The sequence below is a fragment of the Pseudomonas asuensis genome (genome assembly GCF_014646755.1).
Taxonomy (GTDB): Bacteria; Pseudomonadota; Gammaproteobacteria; order Pseudomonadales; family Pseudomonadaceae; genus Chryseomonas; species Chryseomonas asuensis.
The window spans coordinates 258109-276097 of the sequence record NZ_BMNW01000007.1 but is presented as its reverse complement, the minus strand read 5'-3'; the positions used below and the strand labels follow the sequence as shown (position 1 = coordinate 276097).

Here is a 17989-nt window from a genome sequence, read left to right as displayed (position 1 = left end):
ACGTTCCTTTGATGGGTTGAAATTACTGCCTCAAGTAAACCATGCGGCGATTCAAGAAGCATTCGAAAGCGGTATGACACTGGCGGGTGTCATTCATTTGCGCTTCGACCCAAACACTACCTGCTGCGGTTCCCTTGTCGTTTCGCTTATGTGCTGCGGTACTCGGAAAAAGCCTTGGAAACAGTCCTGCAAAGAACCCCGGCATTAGCCGGTCGCTCGGTAAGCCTGTTGCGTTACAACGAATGATCTATTTCATCATCGCCTGGCGGGTTGTCCGGAGGATATCGGGGCTCAAGGAATCGAATACATTATTGCCAATGCCTGCATCGCAGGCACTACAGGATCAGGACTCTGCGTACTTAAAGGCATGTGCTCATAACGGCTCATACGAATCCCCTCTACCTATAGCGGTTAGGGTTACATTGAGTTGGAAGCGCACATCAACTGGTTGCGCCAATCAGCACAAGCAGTGCTCCAAGAGTCACCCGGCTAGAGGTGGGTATAGATGTAGCGGGCCGTCATTATCAGCGCCGTTACCCCTACCACTATCCCTATTAGCCCGGACAAGACCAACGCTGAAAAATGCTGAAGATGACTTGGCGCATTGACCATGATCAAAGTAGTCGAAATACCAATCAACGAAACGATTAGCCCCACTACCGGATAGCGTTTGAATACTGCCATGAACGTGCCTCCCCAAGCAGCCCTGCAGATAGGCACCGTTGATAGCATGGAATTATGAAATCTATAAGTCATCATCGGCAGCTTACGGGAAGCTTTGCGTAGCAGACGATGAAAGGTCCAAAGTCTTGCCGAATTTGACCGACAAAGCTTCTACATCAACTAAGCAGATCCCCTTATGAAAAAGGTTAGCCAAACCTTGCGGACCCAAGCTTCCATCATTGAGGCGTATTGCACTTTAGAGGAAGAATCCCGCCAGCATCCTGAGCTGCGAGTGTTTCTGCCTGATCTGTTGGAGCTGAACGAGCAGGCCTGCACGCTCATTGAGCGCTACATAGCCAAAGCCGTCTTAAAAGCTGCAGAGTGACTGCGGCTAGCACTTTAAAATGATAGGCATAAAACTATCCCAAGGCAGCCCATGCTGGCGTAGCACTGGGGCTAGGCAGCCAGAGGAATATGCCGAAGTGGACTATGTGTTGACACGAATGATCATGGAGCTGGCGCAGCGTGACAAGGGTTAAGTCTCTCAATGAAAAGAGTTTTTCATCGGGCATGCACAGAGTTTGAGGAACAATAAGCAAGACTAGGCATCCCTTCTTATAGCCCTGATGCAATTATGCAGGCAGATACCCAAGGCATACGGCCTCTAAGTCTGAAGGCTCGGTGCCAGACTGCTGAGCCACCATCCGATAGGAGGATGAGCGAATGGATGATCTGGAACAACGCATACGTCAACGCGCCTATGAGATCTGGGAAGCTGCGGGTCGTCCGGACGGACAAGGATTCGAGCATTGGTTCCAAGCCCAGCGAGAGGTCGACTACGACGCCCCCGGCGATCCCTTGTCTGGCGGAATTGAAACCAGCGTGGCGCAACCCATGCCTAAACCCAAGAGAAGTCGCGCCAAGAAACCTGCATGACGTCAAGCGTACGTCAGCGTCTAAAACGGCCAATTACATTGGCCGTTTTTACGTTAGCCAACCGTTAAGACAGGCAAGAAAACTTAGCGGAAAAAGCGCAGCCTAAAAAGTTGCCATCGCTCTTTAGTCTGCTCGTATCCCATACGGGTTCATGCCTTAGATAACGCATTCAACTACCGGCCTTAACAGCAGCTTCTGCAATGCGGTCAAGATCACGCCCGTCGCACCAGTCAGACTGATGCACCTTTTCCTGGCTTGCGTGCGGATCTGTTCAAGGCAACCTTTTCAGATAGCACCTACCATTAGAGGATAGTTTTTAATCCTTCAAGCCAGCACCTTTTACTCATGAACAGATCCACTCTATTGTCCTGCCTTGCAGGCATGCTTCTGACCTGCTCTGTCACCCTTGGCAATGCGGCTGATGCGCCCGCCAAAAGTCCCAAACGAGGCATTGCTTATGACCTGACATCAACACAGGACATAGCAGCGCTATCCCCTGGCGTGAGCTGGTGGTACAACTGGAGCCCCCGTCAGAGCAATGCGCTGGACGCTGATGATTACGCCAGCGCCTACGGGATGGATTTTATTCCCATGCTTTGGAATGGAGACTTCAACGACAGCGATATTCAGGCCTACCTGACCAGCCATCCCCATATTCACTATCTTCTGCTGGTCAATGAACCCAATCTGGTCGACCAAGCCAACATGCCACCGGAAGCTGCTGCTGCACTATGGCCACGCTTCGAGGCCCTTGCCCGCAGTACAGGCGTTAAACTGGTTGGCCCGGCCATGAACTGGGGAACAATGTCAGGATTTTCAGACCCTGTGGTCTGGCTGGATGCTTTTTACGCAGCTTACCGATCTGCTCATGACAATCGAGACCCACAGATCGATTACTTGGCCTTCCACTGGTATGACTATGGTCTGTCTGATCAATTAGATCGTCTGACCAAATACGGTAAGCCATTCTGGGTAACAGAATTTGCCAACTGGCACGCCAACCAAGACGGTGCCCAGATCGATTCAGTCGATAAGCAAAATAAGCAGATGGCTGAAATGGTAACGCTCCTTGAAGCCCGTTCGGATGTGTTTCGCTATGCGTGGTTTAGTGGGCGCGTGAATAATGACGTGCACTACTCCAGCCTATTGGCCAGCGATGGCTCACTGACTGAGCTAGGAGAATATTACCTCTCCCTACCCTTCAGCCAGGGTACGCCCTGATACGCCACAGCATACCGTTACGACAAGGGTTCCAGTCACGAAATAAACTCTGCTGTAAAGCTTTGCCTCTGCTCTACTGGGAGAGTCTTGTCTCATCACGCAGGACACTCCCACCTCACTATTCATCATAACATTAGCTCGCCACCACTAGACGTTTGGACTTTAGGAGCTATAAATAATCGAGCAAACCTCCTAATAGTCATACCATTATCGGGATTTGCGCTTGAGTCGTCTCTGATGTCGAGCCCGGTCAACCTGCCTTATACGGTCGCCGGCTTGGCGAGTTCGGCTTGAGAAGCTGCCGCCATGGGTTGCGTCTTTCATCCTATGACCTGTAGCTCACCCTGCTGGATAACAACCTGTGTTCTTGCTAACAACAACAACGGAGAAACACCATGGTTCTAGAACTTCGTGCTCAGGCGCGGCGCCTCAAGCGTAACCTTGTCAATGCTGCTTGGTTTTCGCTCGCGGTTGCTGTAACCGCCTTGATCAATCCTGCCCCTGCCCTGGCGGCAACGAAATACGATAATCCCATTATCACGCAGCGAGCCGATCCGTCCGTTTATAAACATACCGACGGGTATTACTACATGACTTACAGCGTACCGGAGTACAACCGGATCGCACTCAGGCGCGCCAGGACCATTGCCGGTCTTGCAAAAGCCCAGGAACAGGTCATCTGGACCAAGCACGACAGTGGTGAAATGAGCACTCATGTCTGGGCACCATGGATCGATTACAACAATGGTTCCTGGTACGTCTATTTCGCTGCCGCTCAGGAAGGCACCCCGTTCAATCACCGCATTTACGCACTGTCCAACAATGCAGCCAATCCGGTAACAGGCTCAGGCTGGATCGAGCGTGGTCAGATCAAGACAAACTGGGAATCATTCAGTATCGATACGACTACCTTCGTGCATGCAGGCAAACGTTACATCGTCTGGGCTCAGAAAGATCCGAACATCGAAGGTAACAGCAATCTCTACATTGCCGAGCTGGATGGCCCATTGGCCATTAAAGGCAAACAGGTAATGCTATCGCAACCTGAATACGACTGGGAGAAAGTAGGTTTCTGGGTCAACGAAGCGCCTGCCGTCATGGAGCATAATGGCAAGGTGTTCATTGCCTATTCGGGCAGTGCTACCGATGCGAACTACAACATGGGCCTGCTTTCTGCACCCGCCACGGCGGATCTGCTCGATCCTAGCGTATGGACCAAGTCACCCGTGCCTGTCTTCAAGAGCAGCGAGCGCAACGGGATCTATGGTACAGGCAGCAACACCTTTACGACCGACCGGGATGGAACCATTCTCCATATCTACAATGCTCGCAACTATAAGGGCATCGTTGGCGATCCGCTGTACGATCCCAACAGGGCTATTTATGTTCATCCGCTCAGCTGGGACTCCAATGGCAATCCGGTTTTCGGTGTTCCGACAGGCGCAGAGAAGCCAGTAACGCTGGTCAATCAGAACAGCAGCAAATGCCTCAATGTGAAAGATGCCAGCCTCGATGCAGGCGTACGGGTCGAACAGGCCTCGTGTGATCAGACGAACGCTCAACGCTGGCACATGATCAATCTGAAAAATGGCTTCTATGAGGTACTGAGTGTCAACAGCGGCAAAGTGTTGACTGCGCAGGAGGCATTCAAGGATTCGCCGATCTCACAGGAGACATGGCAAAACCTTCACACCCAGCAATGGCAGATGCTGCCTAGCGCATCAAACTGGTTCCGCCTGGTCAACCGCTCCAGTGGCAAGGTCCTGGATATACCAGGCTGCAAGGTCAGCGACGGCGTTGACGTAGGCCAGGGACGCTGGATGAAAAATGGCTGTCAGCACTGGTCAGCTATACCTTAACGTCAACTCTCTGAAATAAGCCACGGACAAGGACGTCCCGCCCTGCACTCCCCTTAACTCTGACCGTTAGTCACCTTGCGCTCAAGCTCTTTTGCCATCAGGCCGATAGCAAGAAGAGATTGATAAAGGAGACATTCATGCCTATCCCAGTAACCGGAGCGACACCCACGGAAGTTATTGAGCGCGCCAGGCAACTAGGCCTCAGCAAATGGCCTATCCGTGCAGGTCGTACCAGAGAGGGTCATTGGGTGCATGTTTACTCTATTACATCTGAAGAGCTCGTTGGGTATATCGATAAGCTGTTGGCACGGCAATGGAAGGTTAAGGCATAAACCTTAGTGCTCCGCTATAGCAGTCTCCTTTACCTATTACCCAAATTACAGCTTTATCATTCGTCCAGCCTGATCAGTACAGATCAATATATCTTTTGACCCAGAGTGGCCTTAACTGCGCTTGCTCTTGAGTCCCTCTTAATCTCCATTATCTGTAGCTATCAGTGGATAAGGCCTAATGTTGGCTTTGCCATAACCCGGCATCCCTAAAGCTTAATGATTTCACCCAGCAATCTTAGGTTTTGTAAAAACAAAGTGGCCTCTGCCACCATGGCTTTGAAGCTACATGCAAATATGGCGTACAAGGCTCCCAACCCACGCCTTTTCGTTCGCCGCAAAACATCCGCTCGATAGCATTACTCTGTTTATCCCTGACCTAGTCAGACCATCCAGGCAGTTCCGGCTTCGGTTTGCGCCTCATATCACGGGTCTCTTCCAAGAGAGACATCTGTAGCCGAAGCAGGCTGCATCACGTTTCCAGGCAACACCTCCTATATTCATTTATTTCTATCGTTCCTCTATGTTCGATTAAATGTTTGAATATATTTAGAGATCTGCTCATCAGCTTCTCCATAAATGTTGTCTGAAGAAATTAAGGTCATAAATTTCTCTCTTCTTTACCCCTTAGATAACCACGCATAATGCATCTGCCGTTAATGCGTCTTCGTTAATAATTTGAGGTCAACACGTGAGCCAACTGGTGCGTCTAAAGAGTGGTATTGAAGGGCTCGATGCTCTGCTTAAGGGGGGCTTTGTTTCAGGCTCCTCCTATCTGATTCAGGGCAGACCTGGGTCAGGCAAGACCATTTTGGCAAGCCAGATTGCCTTCAATTACATCCGCACGGGTGGTCAAGCTGTATTTGCGACGCTCCTCTCTGAATCGCATGATCGGCTGTTTAGTTTCCTCTCTACCCTGGCCTTCTTTGATGAATCTCAGGTCGGGGACAACATCAAATACCTTAGTGCCTTCGATACGCTGGAAAGCGAAGGGCTTGATGCCGTTATCAAGCTGTTACGTAAAGAGATAATTCGTAATAAGGCGACATTGCTGGTTGTAGATGGCCTGCTTAATGCCAGAAGCCAGGCCGACACGCCTCTGGACACAAAAAAGTTCATTGCAGAACTGCAGGCGCATGCTGCATTTGCAGGCTGCACTCTGCTCTTTCTGACCAGCGCAACCATGGACGAAGGTAGCCCTGAGTTGACCATGGTTGACGGGATGATCTCGCTTGAAGAGCAAGGGGTAGGCGTGCGCTCCATACGCAGGATGACCGTACGCAAATCAAGAGGCTCTGGCGCCATTGCAGGGCAGCATGAGTATCAGATCAACGATCAGGGTATTGTCGTATATCCAAGATTCGAGGCCTTATTCAACACGCCTACAGCTTCCTTGAAAACAAGTAAGAAGAAAATACCATCCGGTATACCTATGCTTGATAAAGCCCTGTTTGGCGGACTGTGTAAGTCATCAGCCTCGCTCATTCTTGGCCCGTCAGGCTCTGGCAAAACCGTCACTGGCTTGAACTTTATCCTGGAGTCCACACCTGCAGAACCAGGCCTCATCTTTGGCTTTTACGAGACGCCAGAACAGCTCGATTTGAAAGCTGCAGCCCTAGATCTTGATCTTCAGTCGCTCGTAGAACAGGATGCTGTCCGCATACACTGGCAGCCGACAACAGAACTAAGGCTTGATAGCGTTGGCTACGCCTTGATCAATGCTGTTCGTGAGCACGGAATCAAGCGGGTTTTGATCGATAGTGTCGCAGCAATGGCTCGATCTGCCAGCGAACAAAACCGTCTTGTTGAGTTTTTTAGTGCCCTGTTCAACGAATTAAGAGCTATGGACGTAACGGTATGGAGCACTTGGGAGATACAGGAACTTCTAGAGTCCGATATCACTGCTCCAGCCCCTCACCTATGTAGCCTCGTTGATAACGTCTTCTTGCTGCGATTTGAAGAAAAGAAAAAAGAGCTTACAAGCCTTTTTTCAATAATAAAGGTTCGAAACAGCGCCTTTGATCGCACCCAGAAGCAGGTAGTCATTGGTAAGGGAGGTCTAACGCTGATTCATCCAATGAAAAAACAGAAGAGAAAGGAGGACATCGCAGCCTCTTCAACCTCTAATCATTAATCGCGTCTGCAGAGGACAGCCAAAGCATGACGACGATTATGGTAGTGGATGATGAGTTTCTGATAACCGATATCCTGGGCCTTGCCTTGGAGGATGTAGGCTATCGAGTGCTGAAAGCCAGCAATGGTAAGAAAGCCATCGAACTATTCACCCGTGAAATCCCAACGCTGGTAATTACCGATTTCATGATGCCTTCAATGACCGGGCTTGAGCTAGCGCAGGCTATAAAGCTCAGGGACGATACCGCTCACATCCCAATTATCTTGATGACAGGTGCCCAAGCGCACGTCGCTCAGCAGAATAATTATTTATTCGCCCAGATTCTGGGTAAACCCTTTGACATGGACACGTTATTGGATGCCATAAGAAAGCTTATAGGTACACCTGAAGATCAATAGCCGATAGGCTCCCAGGTGTAGAGGTAACCCATCAGGCTGTAAATGCTCTGCCTGGTAAAGGAATCAGGGAAGATAGTCAGGATCGCGACCCTGTTGTCTCAAGCAGCTGGGCAGTTTATTCGCCTGGATGTTACGCAGCGCAGCGGGCTGGGCGACTGGCTGAGCGAAATAGGCATCCCTCAAGTGGATGACGTCGCCCAAATGGCCAAAGGTACTCCTCCATTACCTTACGGGAACGCAGTGCAAATGGCCTTGGCTAATCAAGCGCTATGTTAGCCTTTTGCACTACCGGACCACATAAGCGTAGTCCGGTAGGCGAGCCGTTTTACTCTTTGAATTTCTTTGGCTTCCAGTCTGGAAAGATGAGGTCCAACGTAAATGTCCTCAACTGCTCAGTGGTAAGCTGCCGCCGCTGTGGGTCCCACAGCGCCGCGCCCGGTCCATAATTGCGCCCTTCAAAGAAGCGAGAGTCCTGCGGATAAAACCAGATCGTATTGCCATCCTTGTCCTTACCCGACATCTTGTCCCAGCCATAGATATGGTCATCCATATAGGACTTGATAAAGACTGCCTGGCCGATGGCGTTTGGATCAGCGTAACGACCATCTGCAAATGTAGTAGTAGGATGCCAGGGGCGTCCCAGCGCGAAACTACGAGCCGGCACACCTATTTCCTTCAGGATGCGGCTTTGCAGGAAGATCAGCCCATAAGGCGACTTGATGTCAGTGCTGGGCGCCGTCAGGTAGCCATAGGGAGGCGATGTATCGGTACGGCGTCGCGCAACGATGTCGCAATGATCGAACACACTGATTCCTGAGCCAAAAATGAAATCAACGTGCCCCTTGATCTCGCTTTGAGTGAAATAGCTGCGGCTACCTGTCTTGCTATAGAAAGTATCCTGATACCCTTCCAGCCTGACGTTATGAAAGCGCGCTCGATCCCCCTTACTGTCCAGCAGCAACGCAACTGCCTGCGTATCCTTTATCTTGGTTGGATCGGTCGCAGGCTTGGCAGCGTTGGCAGGAAAGTCAAAGCTGTTACGAATAGTCAGGTCGCGCGCTGTAAAATCAGGCGCATTCACATTGACGGTACTGCTACCGGCCGTGCCGTATTTCTGACCATTCGCATCAAGCATACCTGCGTACACACCTGCGCTGATGATGGTCTTGTAGCGCTGCTCGCCAACTAGGGTGATGTTAGGACGCGTAACCGTCAGACGCTCCTGGTAAACGCCCTTTTTCAGGAAAATTACGTAGGGCGACTGGTCTGCAGGCGCGGCCTTGATTGCAGCGTTAATAGAGGTGAATGTGTTTGGCTGCGGTGTTGGTGACACTACTGCTTGATACTGAGCTGCAAGCGCTGTCTGACTAATGCAGACGAGGCTGACTGCCCCCAGGAGCACAGAGCTACGTAATAGGGAAGGCATGGACATTATTGTTATTCCTTACTGTTTAAGTTTTGCAGCTAATTCAACCAACGCCGGCTGTTGACTGATACCTTCAGCGACTATGTCAGCAACCGCCTCGGCGCCTTTTTGCTGGAAATGGGTGCGATCAGGATTCGCTAACGTGCCGGAGGTCTGGGTTTTATAATAGGGATAGCGGGGGTCATTGGGGTCAACCGCAAGCCAGTAGGACTTCCAGTCGTCTCGGTGCTGATTAACGAAGTCGATAGTCATCCGCTCAAGATCAATGAACGGAATCCGATTGTCCGCAGCGGTCTTGCGAATGGTGGCCGCATAGTCCCCTACATAGGCATAACCATTCTCACTGTTCTGCTTGGTCCAGTGAGTACTGCCTACCGGTGTTGTATCACCGTTTTCAAAAGCAGCTTTACGGTCTGCAGTCATTACCCGCGTCGTGGGCGTCATGATGACGGGTTTGGCGCCATACCGCCGCGCCAGCGCAATGTAACGCTCCAGGGAGTTCTGGAAAGACAATTGCGGCTGACCTTCTGGGTACTGCTTTTTACCATTACTGTCATTGGGATAGGTACAAAGATTTTTTACATCTGCTGCACCGCGTACCGCTTTAGTACTGTTACAGTTCTGGTCGTTGTGTCCATGGGCGATGAACACATAGTCACCTGCCTTCATGAACCGCGCCATTTGCTGATACCAGCCTCCATTGTAAAAGTCACGACTTGAGCGTCCGGCCCGCGCCCCGTTGAGCACGGCAACGCTGCTATCGTCACGGAAGCGCTCCTGAAACACTTGCCCCCATCCCATTCTGGGCAGTCGACTCTCCTCATAAGAGGCCGCTGTGGAATCACTGACGATCAGGATACGAACCTTGGCGTTCTTGATCGCCTCCAGCTCACGCTTGGCACGTAAATAGTCAAAAGGCTCGTAACCGCTGGTGTCATTCGTCGTGCTGACATCACTGAAGCCCTGAATAGGCCGGAAGCGGATATCAGTTAAAATGGTCCCGCTAGCCTCGCCGCTATCGTTGTGATAACCCCGGTTATGGTTAATCACCTGCAACACGGCTGCTACGCCCTTGCCATCCTCACGCATAGGCGTCGTAATGGGGTTATATCGCTCGACATCAGATACTCCTGCCTGGGTCAGAGCATGCTTCAAGCCTGCTCGCAGGGCTTTAAGCGGAGCTGCCAACAGTTCTTCGCGCATTTGCCCTGCGTTACCACTCTCCACCCATTGTTGCGGGCCAATGTACCCAAGTTTTTGGGTGACTTTAGAGACGAGCAGGTCTGTAAAGGGTGTGATATTGACAGTGGTATTCCCGCTGCGCGGCACCGTTACAACCACTGAGGCCATGCAGCGTGTTCGAAGCGTGTCGTTGTAGCGGCAGTTCTGCGTGACCCGTCCGTCTCGTGGGGTGAGATCCGTGGCGGAAACCAATAGTGGCGGTGTCAGGCCTGATGCCTCTACACGCCAGCGCCCTTTACGGTCAGTTAGGGCTGTTTTGTGTTTACCCCATTTATCTACGACCGTGACCTTGGCATTGGTCAATGGCGCGTCAGCCATGACCATACCATTCAGGAATGTTGCTCCCTGAGCAAGTCCTGTACCCGCAAATAATAGGCAACCCATCAGAACAGAGCTTTTCGTACGCATGCGAACACTCCTCAGTAAACTCGACAGCATTCGATGCCGTACAAGTGAACCGTTATAAAGTCGGTACTGTTAATACTCCGCCGAGTGTCCGGCGAAGGCGAGCTTGTTAATTCAAGGGGTCAGCCTGTTCTATCTGGAGGAGGAATGACCAGATGCTGAATGACTGAATAGTGGCGTGTTAGCGAGAACGGATGTTGAGCATGAAAAAGCATAGTAGTCCTTTTTTGTTCTTGTTAAGACTTAGGTTACCTGCTGGCTGACGCACCCAGCAGGAAGATATCAATACTACAAGCGTACTTGGCGATATGAACGATTAACCGGATTAACCATATAGGCGCTCTGATAGATACCAGCGTCAATCATCCTTTGCTTCTGTATGTTGTCATACAACAAAAAGCAGTATTTTTTCGATGGGGTTATTTGTCAAGTCCATTTCCTACCTGCCATCCAATAGGGCTTATCAGGCCTGCCTCTATTAATGGCCTTTTACTGCTATCGCTCAGGGGCATCTGAAGGCTTAACCAGAACGAGCCGATGCCTTATACCGTTCTGCCAGTACAGCTTTTTACCCTAAATAAAAGGAATAGTAGTTTAGAGGTTGTCATACCACATAAATAAATTATGATGAGTTCAAGGTGGCGCTATACGCCCTTTCGTTCATAACAATAAGGATAAAACCTATGAGCATCGAAGCCCTTGATTACTCACCCCGGCCCGCCAAAAGACGGGCTCTGGCCATGACAGCGTTGACCTTTGGATTGACCATTGCCGCATTGCCCTGCTTTGCCCTGGATGTGCCGGTTAACGTACAGGTTCCAACCTTGGCCTATGATGAGCACCAGATTATTCTGGTTTGGGAGAAGCCTGCTAATCATCGGGATATTCGCGACTATAACGTCTACCTGAACGGAAAATTCCTGGGTAGCGCTAACGCCAACAATAATCGCGTCTCACCTGCCAAGCCTTATATCAACCGTTTCTATGACGAAGACACGGAAGGCTTCCATCACCGCATTGCCATTCATAGTTTTACGGCGACCGGATTGAAAGCAGATACCGAATACCGTTTTACCGTACGCGCGGTAGACGCTTACGGAAATGAATCAGCCGACAGCAAGGCAGTAGTCCAGCGCACCAATCGCCTTCCACAGGTTTTCAATGTCATCCGATATGGTGCAAAGGGAGACGGCAAGACCGTTAATACCCGTGCCATTCAAGCGGCTATCGATGCTTGCACACCTGGATGCAAGGTGCTCATCCCGGCCGGGACATTCAAGACTGGTGCGCTTTATCTAAAGAGCAACATGACTCTTGAAATTGGGCGTGGTGCAACGCTTCTTGGCTCGGAACGTGGTGAAGATTATCCAGCAAAGGGATATATCCAGTACCCCTACTCCACAACAATCCGCCCTGCATCCCTTATCAATGCCTTGCCTCGGGACCCACACGCCGAAGAGCATTTTGAAAATATCCGTATTGTGGGTAAGGGTATTATCAACGGTAATGGCTGGAAGCGTCTGGAAGACGATACCGATGAGCTTGGGCGTGCACTGCCGGTTTATGTTGCAAGTAACAATACGCGCTATATGCAAGACGGCATCCTTGCCAAGGATCAAGTCCAGAGAGCAGTAGCATCGGGTATGAACGTCAAGGATGCCTACGGCCAGATGCGTTCATCCCTGATCACTCTACGCAACGTTCGTAACGTGTTTTATGGTGACTTTACCGTACTCAATCCTGCCTACCACGGCATCATGAACCTGGAAACCGAAAATGTGGTGATGGCCAATACCACACACAAGACATACGATGCCAATAACGGTGATGGTATTGAATTCGCTAACAGCCGCGGCGCCATGGTCTTCAATAACTTCTTCGAGACAGGCGACGACTGCGTCAACTTTGCAGCGGGCACCGGAGCGGAAGCAGTCAAACAGAAGCCGCAAGAAAATGTATGGGTCTTCAACAATTACTTTCGCCACGGTCACGGTATGATTGTCGCAGGCAGTCATACCGGCGCATGGATTCAGAATATTCTGGCTGAAGATAACGTCTCAGACGGCACTGACGTGGGGCTACGGATGAAGAGCACCAACTTCATGGGCGGTGGTGTACGAAACGTGGTGTTTCGTGATTCAGCCATCCGCAACAGTGTCAAACAAGGCTTCATTTTCACACTGGACTACAACGACCCCAACGCCATCCTTGACTATGTACGCTCGGATATCGCAGGCAAGTTCCAGGATATCAAGGTCAGCGATGTTACTGTAGAAAATCCTGCCCAGGCAGCCTTGGCAGTCAAAGGTGATAGCGCACACGACGCCTTTCATGAGCGCTTCGACTTTTCCCGTGTAAGCTTTAAGGGAACAGCACCTGCCACCATCGATGGTCTGCGTAACTCAAGCTTCAAGAACGTTACCTTTGAGGGGACCACAAAGAATCCCTGGTCCATCTCCAATAGCGCAAACCTGAGCTTTACGCATGTAATACCGCAACCACCTCAGCAGTAAGTACTCCGGCGCTCCTTGCGAGCATCCTCCTGGCGAGCGCCGTAACCTGAGCTATCGCTGCATAGGGGTAGCCATGTGGTTACATCTATGCCAGTCGGGAGAGCACTGCTAAAAGCAATGCTCTTCTGAGGCGGATCAGGTACGAAAGCCTCCAATCAAACCATGCAGCTCTTTAGACAAGTGCTCCAGGCGCGTGGCGTCTGTACGGGCCTCTTGAGCCAGTTGCTCGACTATTTGCGCATCATTATGGATTTGCAAGATATGGCGATTGATGTCTTCCGCAACTTGATGCTGCTCTTCAGCGGCTGCCGATATCTGTAGGTTTTGGTCACGGATGTTATCGACCGAAGAATGTATCTGCTCAAAGCTTACCTTCGCCAGTTGAATACGCTCGACGCTACTGTGCGACATTGAAAGGCTGCTTTGCATTTGCCGAGTCACCTCCTGGGTACGCCGTGCCAAACTGCCCAACAAGCTACCAATCTCGCCGGTTGAATCGGAAGTACGCTTGGCCAATGCACGCACCTCATCAGCAACCACAGCAAATCCTCTTCCCTGTTCACCTGCCCGGGCGGCTTCAATAGCAGCGTTCAAGGCCAACAGGTTTGTCTGATCGGCAATCGAGCGAATGGTATCCAGGATGGCATTGATATTTCGACTATCCTGCTCGAGTACAAACATTGCCTGGGTAGCCTGCGACAGGTTTTCGCTTAGCTGCGAGACACTTCCCGTCGCTTCGTCGATTTGCAGCTGACCGTTATGTACCTGGCGGAAGCCAGCTTCTGCTGATGTTGCAGCCTGACTGCAAGAGCGCGCCACTTCATTAGCCGTCGCAACCATCTCATTGAACGCCGTGGAAACAAGCTCCACGGCTTCACGCTGCCGGCCAGCGGCATCATTGATCTGATGTGCGACACGTGTGCTATCGTCCGATGCTTGCTGTAACCCGGTCGAGGCATGGCTGACGCGCTGCACAAGCTGACGGATCGCCTCCAGAAACTGATTGAACCAACGCGCCAGCAAGGCCGTTTCGTCCTTACCCCGAACAGCCAGGCTTCGAGTCAGGTCTCCCTCACCTTGTGCAATACCTTCCAATCCATCGGCCACACTACGGATAGGCCTTGAAATCAAACCAGCAAAGCTTGCGCCTACCAAAGCAAAAACAATGGCCAGTACCATAGCGGTCAACGCGATCTGCCAAGTAAGGCTCAACGCCTCGGCCATCACTTCGTCCCGCTGAATCAGCCCAATAAAGCGCCAGCCCAGGCTTGGCGAAGACCACACATTGGCCATGTACTGGACACCGTTGAGCTCAACCCGCTGCAGTCCATCCGTGGCGTTTGCCAAAGGTGCATAATCGCCACCCAGATCTTTCAAAGACTTGAAGTTGTGGTCCGCATTGCTTGGGTCAACCAGAACATTACCATTGTTCTCAACCAGCATCAGGTAACCACTGTGGCCAAGCTTGATCTGTTTAACCAGATCGGTCAGTTGCTTGAGCGATACATCCAGGCCAAGCACGCCGACCGGCTGCCCCTGAGCATCGTCTACGGTGCGTACGGTTCCTATCAGAACCGCGTCATCCGAAGCCCAGTAGTATGCGGATGTCCGTACTGTTTTCCCAGGATTCTCCATGGCCGTTTTATACCAGGGTCGTATCCGTGGGTCGTAGTTATTGAGTTTGGGATCATCCGGCCAAATCGCGTAGCCACCATCAGACAGACCTACCGACAGATAGGCTGTAGTGGGATGAGTCGTGGCAAATCGGGTGAAAATATCGAGCAATAACGTGTTACTACTCGGCATCGGCAGTTGGTTGGCGTTAGGTTCGATATAACGTTTAAGGGGCCCGCCATTGACGACTGCAGGTAGCTTAGCGAGATACTCGACGTTCTGGCTGATACCGGCAAAGAACTGCTGCATGGCATTGTCGATCTGTCGAATCTCACGGCTGCTGTTGTCAATAAAGTTATCTTGCGCCTGGCTACGCAGATTCATTATTACAACAATCGCGACCAGCAGCACCGGCGTACATGCAATGGCTGCGAAAGCACACGTTAGTTTTTGCTTAATGTTCACGACGGCCTTGCTCCAGCATGAGGGATAGATAACATCGCCCAATTGACATTGGACAGAGCAGTAATGGGCATTCAGTTGGTAGAGAAGTTATCTACCGCAGCATCAGTAATTTTAGTTATAGCGGATTACCTACGAGACGGCGCAAACGTCTAACGGTGTCGCACCATTTAGTTTTAGTTTGTAGTACCGGAATGACTTGTAATCTGGCCTAGTCAAAAGAATGGTTATTCGCTTTGATGATTTTTGGCGCAGGTCGCTAATGGAAAGCCTGAAGGAGCTTCTTATCCTGAAGGATTCGCTCCGTTCTCTTTCCAGAGCGCTCTACAGCTATCAGTACCTTCCTTCCTACGTCCTTCGTGGAAATATAGCCTCACTCCAGCGGAATGCCTGTCCCTGCTGGCAGTGTGAGCGCCCTGAAGCGCTGATCCTTTGTAGTGCGTGGAACGCAACGCTTATGACTAGGAATCGTAAAAGTCACCTAAAGCTGTCGCTGTGTCTGATGGTGACCTTATGCACGGCTCAGATAAGCCGCGACATGAATGAAGATGCCCTTTTGACGCCACTGGACTCAAGAATCCTGCCTTCAATCCATATTGACCTAAGTGTCATCAAGTCCAGCGCACCGTTACCGATATAACCACACAGGCGTAGCAGGTATGGCCATAACCTTTGTGATGGACAAGCTATGCAAAGAATCCGGATTTAGCTCCTAGAAGTGGCCATGAAACGCTTCAATTCATCCATCACGGCTCCCCCTGCTCGTAGAGCCTGGCGCAGATTGCTGGCGCTAGGGATCCTGTTGTCTGCAGTAGTGATGGTATCGCAAGCATTTGCACAGGCTAAGTCAGTAGTGTTGACCGATCACGAGGGCTCGTTTGATCTTGCACCCTCGATAGAGTACTTGCTGACTGATGCAGACATTGATTTTGAAGAGGCGGCGTCGGCAGAAAGGCAGCACGAATGGCAAGTGAACACCAAGACCACCTTGAACCTTGGGTCAGTGCCTCATGGCGCGTGGATCCGGTTCAAGCTAAGAAAAGAAAGTCGCGTCGATGAAACCTGGCTGCTGATCTTTAACTGGCCCATGCTTGACCGGGTTGATTTGAAAATCCAGTACGAAGACACAAACACATGGTCAGAGGTATTAACGGCCGGTGATACCGTCCCGTTGAGTTCATGGCCTGTCCGGTCCCGTGAACTGGTATTTCCATTAGCGCTGGAAAACACAACGGATGTAACGGTTTATGCACATGTCCGCGCCAGTGAGCACATGATTCTCCCTTTACAGCTCATGACGGAAAAGGCGCTTCAGCAGGATCAAACGCGGGACACCTTGCTGCTTGGGTCCCTATATGGGTCGCTGCTGGTCATGCTGCTCTATAATGCCTCTCTTTTCATCTTTACTAGAGACAAGTCCTATCTCTGGTACGTTACGTATCTTGCCTCTTCGCTCTGGTACGTCCTAGGCCTGTCAGGGCATGGTTTTTTATACCTCTGGGGTGAGTGGCCCCTGATCTCTGGACGGTTTTACCAGCTATCAGCCTGCACGACTTTTCTCACATCTGCTCTTTTTATTCGCAATTTCTTGAAGGTCCATCTGTATCCACGATTGATCATTATTACCAATCTAGTGATAACGTATTGGGTAATGGCTACGGTGGTTGCTCTGTTCTTTCCAGACCATATCCGCTATCTCTTCCCGGACATACTGGGTTTTGTTTCCTGCCTTCTTGCCCTTTCGGTCACGGTCAGCATATGGCGCAAAAATAACCCTTCAGCCAAGTATTTTACCATTGCCTGGCTGTGGTTGATTCTGACCACTATCTATATGACCTTGTGCCTTGAGGGGGTCTTTCCGCTCTCCACGTTCAGCTACTACGTTCAATTTTCTGGGTTCGCCTTCGAATTTCTGCTGCTTTCCATTGCACTGGCCGAACGTATCAATCGCGAGCGAGCGCAGCGATTGATCTCCCAGAAGGTGGCACTGGAGGCCAGTGAAGAGGTAGCGCAAAAGCGACTTGAAATTGTGCATGTTCAGGAAGAGCTTCTCGATATGCAGCGTAGGGCCAATGAAGATCTGGAGCTACGAGTCTTCCAGCGCACTCAGGAGCTGGAAATGGCTAACCGTAAACTTGTCCACCTAAGTAATACCGATTCCCTGACGCAACTATACAATCGTCGCTATTTTGATGAGATCTTTGTGCAGGAAGCTATCACCGCCGCTGCGCAAGGCATCTACCTCACCGTCATGATGATCGACATTGACCACTTCAAGCGTATCAATGATACGTATGGTCATACTGTAGGAGATGAATGCATCGCTGCGCTGGGCGAAGGCTTAAAAGGCTTAACGCGCCGCCAGGGCGAGTATGCAGCGCGTTTCGGAGGAGAAGAATTCATTCTTCTTTACACAACGCTTACGCCTTGTACGGCGACAGCAATGGCAGAAAATGTTCGACTGATGGCTAGCAGCTTGCAAGTGACCGTAAAAGGTCATTCTTTAGGCTTTACAGTTAGTATAGGAGTGATCTGCCGTCTCGTGCGTTCAGAGGAAACCCGTGTCAGTTTTTCCAAGGCAGCTGACGATGCGCTCTACCGTGCAAAGCAGGCAGGTCGTAACCAGGTTGCTGTAGTCAACACGGAGGAAAAGAGCTAGCAGAATTGCCTGCGTAGCTGTCCAACAGGAACGCTAGCAACACGGATTTCAGTCAGTATTCACTAGGCTTTGTCTTTGGGCGAAGGTCAGACGAGGCAAAAATCGGTAAGGAAGCGGACTTTGCGTGT

13 protein-coding genes and 2 pseudogenes are annotated in these 17989 nt (G+C 50.9%); 10 read left to right on the top strand and 5 right to left on the bottom strand.

Translation table 11 applies throughout. From position 1 onward, the window contains the following. Window positions 1-489 precede the first annotated feature (489 nt). Window positions 490-684, bottom strand: coding sequence for a hypothetical protein (locus tag IEX86_RS16515; RefSeq protein WP_188867229.1), 195 nt, complete (start codon window positions 682-684; stop codon window positions 490-492). A 175-nt stretch (window positions 685-859) separates the two neighbouring features. Here IEX86_RS16515 and IEX86_RS16510 point away from each other — a divergent pair, with 175 nt between their 5' ends. The 8 genes from IEX86_RS16510 to IEX86_RS16475 all read left to right on the top strand — a co-directional run bounded on the left by IEX86_RS16510 (window position 860) and on the right by IEX86_RS16475 (window position 7816). Further along, on the top strand, window positions 860-1048 hold the full coding sequence (locus IEX86_RS16510; protein ID WP_188867228.1) for a hypothetical protein: 189 nt from the start codon (window positions 860-862) through the stop codon (window positions 1046-1048). Window positions 1049-1386: 338 nt separating this feature from the next. Continuing rightward, complete coding sequence (locus IEX86_RS16505) at window positions 1387-1599, top strand: DUF2934 domain-containing protein (protein WP_188867227.1); 213 nt, start codon at window positions 1387-1389, stop codon at window positions 1597-1599. Window positions 1600-1908: 309 nt separating this feature from the next. Further along, complete coding sequence (locus IEX86_RS16500; protein WP_373290457.1) at window positions 1909-2820, top strand: glycoside hydrolase family protein; 912 nt, start codon at window positions 1909-1911, stop codon at window positions 2818-2820. A gap of 395 nt (window positions 2821-3215) precedes the next feature. After that, a complete protein-coding gene (locus IEX86_RS16495; protein ID WP_188867225.1) occupies window positions 3216-4679 on the top strand; it encodes a family 43 glycosylhydrolase in 1464 nt (487 codons plus the stop codon). Between the two features lie 137 nt (window positions 4680-4816). After that, window positions 4817-5011, top strand: coding sequence for a hypothetical protein (locus IEX86_RS16490; protein ID WP_188867224.1), 195 nt, complete (start codon window positions 4817-4819; stop codon window positions 5009-5011). Window positions 5012-5699: 688 nt separating this feature from the next. Then, entirely contained in the window at window positions 5700-7142 is a 1443-nt protein-coding gene (locus IEX86_RS16485) for an ATPase domain-containing protein (protein ID WP_188867223.1), read from the top strand. A 26-nt stretch (window positions 7143-7168) separates the two neighbouring features. Further along, window positions 7169-7540, top strand: a complete 372-nt coding sequence (locus IEX86_RS16480; RefSeq protein WP_125889217.1) for a response regulator — start codon at window positions 7169-7171, stop codon at window positions 7538-7540. Window positions 7541-7633: 93 nt separating this feature from the next. After that, complete coding sequence (locus tag IEX86_RS16475; RefSeq protein ID WP_188867222.1) at window positions 7634-7816, top strand: GNAT family N-acetyltransferase; 183 nt, start codon at window positions 7634-7636, stop codon at window positions 7814-7816. A 49-nt stretch (window positions 7817-7865) separates the two neighbouring features. Here the strand turns inward: IEX86_RS16475 and IEX86_RS16470 are convergent, their stop codons facing one another. Together IEX86_RS16470 and IEX86_RS16465 are read right to left on the bottom strand one after the other, a co-directional pair. Then, on the bottom strand, window positions 7866-8972 hold the full coding sequence (locus IEX86_RS16470) for a pectinesterase family protein (protein WP_229685381.1): 1107 nt from the start codon (window positions 8970-8972) through the stop codon (window positions 7866-7868). 12 nt (window positions 8973-8984) lie between these two features. Next, entirely contained in the window at window positions 8985-10616 is a 1632-nt protein-coding gene (locus IEX86_RS16465; protein WP_188867221.1) for an SGNH/GDSL hydrolase family protein, read from the bottom strand. A gap of 680 nt (window positions 10617-11296) precedes the next feature. Here IEX86_RS16465 and IEX86_RS16460 point away from each other — a divergent pair. Continuing rightward, window positions 11297-13126, top strand: coding sequence for a glycosyl hydrolase family 28 protein (locus tag IEX86_RS16460; protein ID WP_373290448.1), 1830 nt, complete (start codon window positions 11297-11299; stop codon window positions 13124-13126). 135 nt (window positions 13127-13261) lie between these two features. Here IEX86_RS16460 and IEX86_RS25780 read toward each other — a convergent pair. Beyond that, window positions 13262-13804 (bottom strand): annotated as a pseudogene (locus IEX86_RS25780) (methyl-accepting chemotaxis protein); the annotation flags it as partial. A gap of 312 nt (window positions 13805-14116) precedes the next feature. Then, window positions 14117-15124: pseudogene (locus IEX86_RS25775) on the bottom strand (cache domain-containing protein); the annotation flags it as partial. An 802-nt stretch (window positions 15125-15926) separates the two neighbouring features. On the opposite strand from IEX86_RS25775, the gene IEX86_RS16450 reads away from it, so the two are divergent. Continuing rightward, entirely contained in the window at window positions 15927-17861 is a 1935-nt protein-coding gene (locus IEX86_RS16450; protein WP_188867219.1) for a sensor domain-containing diguanylate cyclase, read from the top strand. Window positions 17862-17989 lie beyond the last annotated feature (128 nt).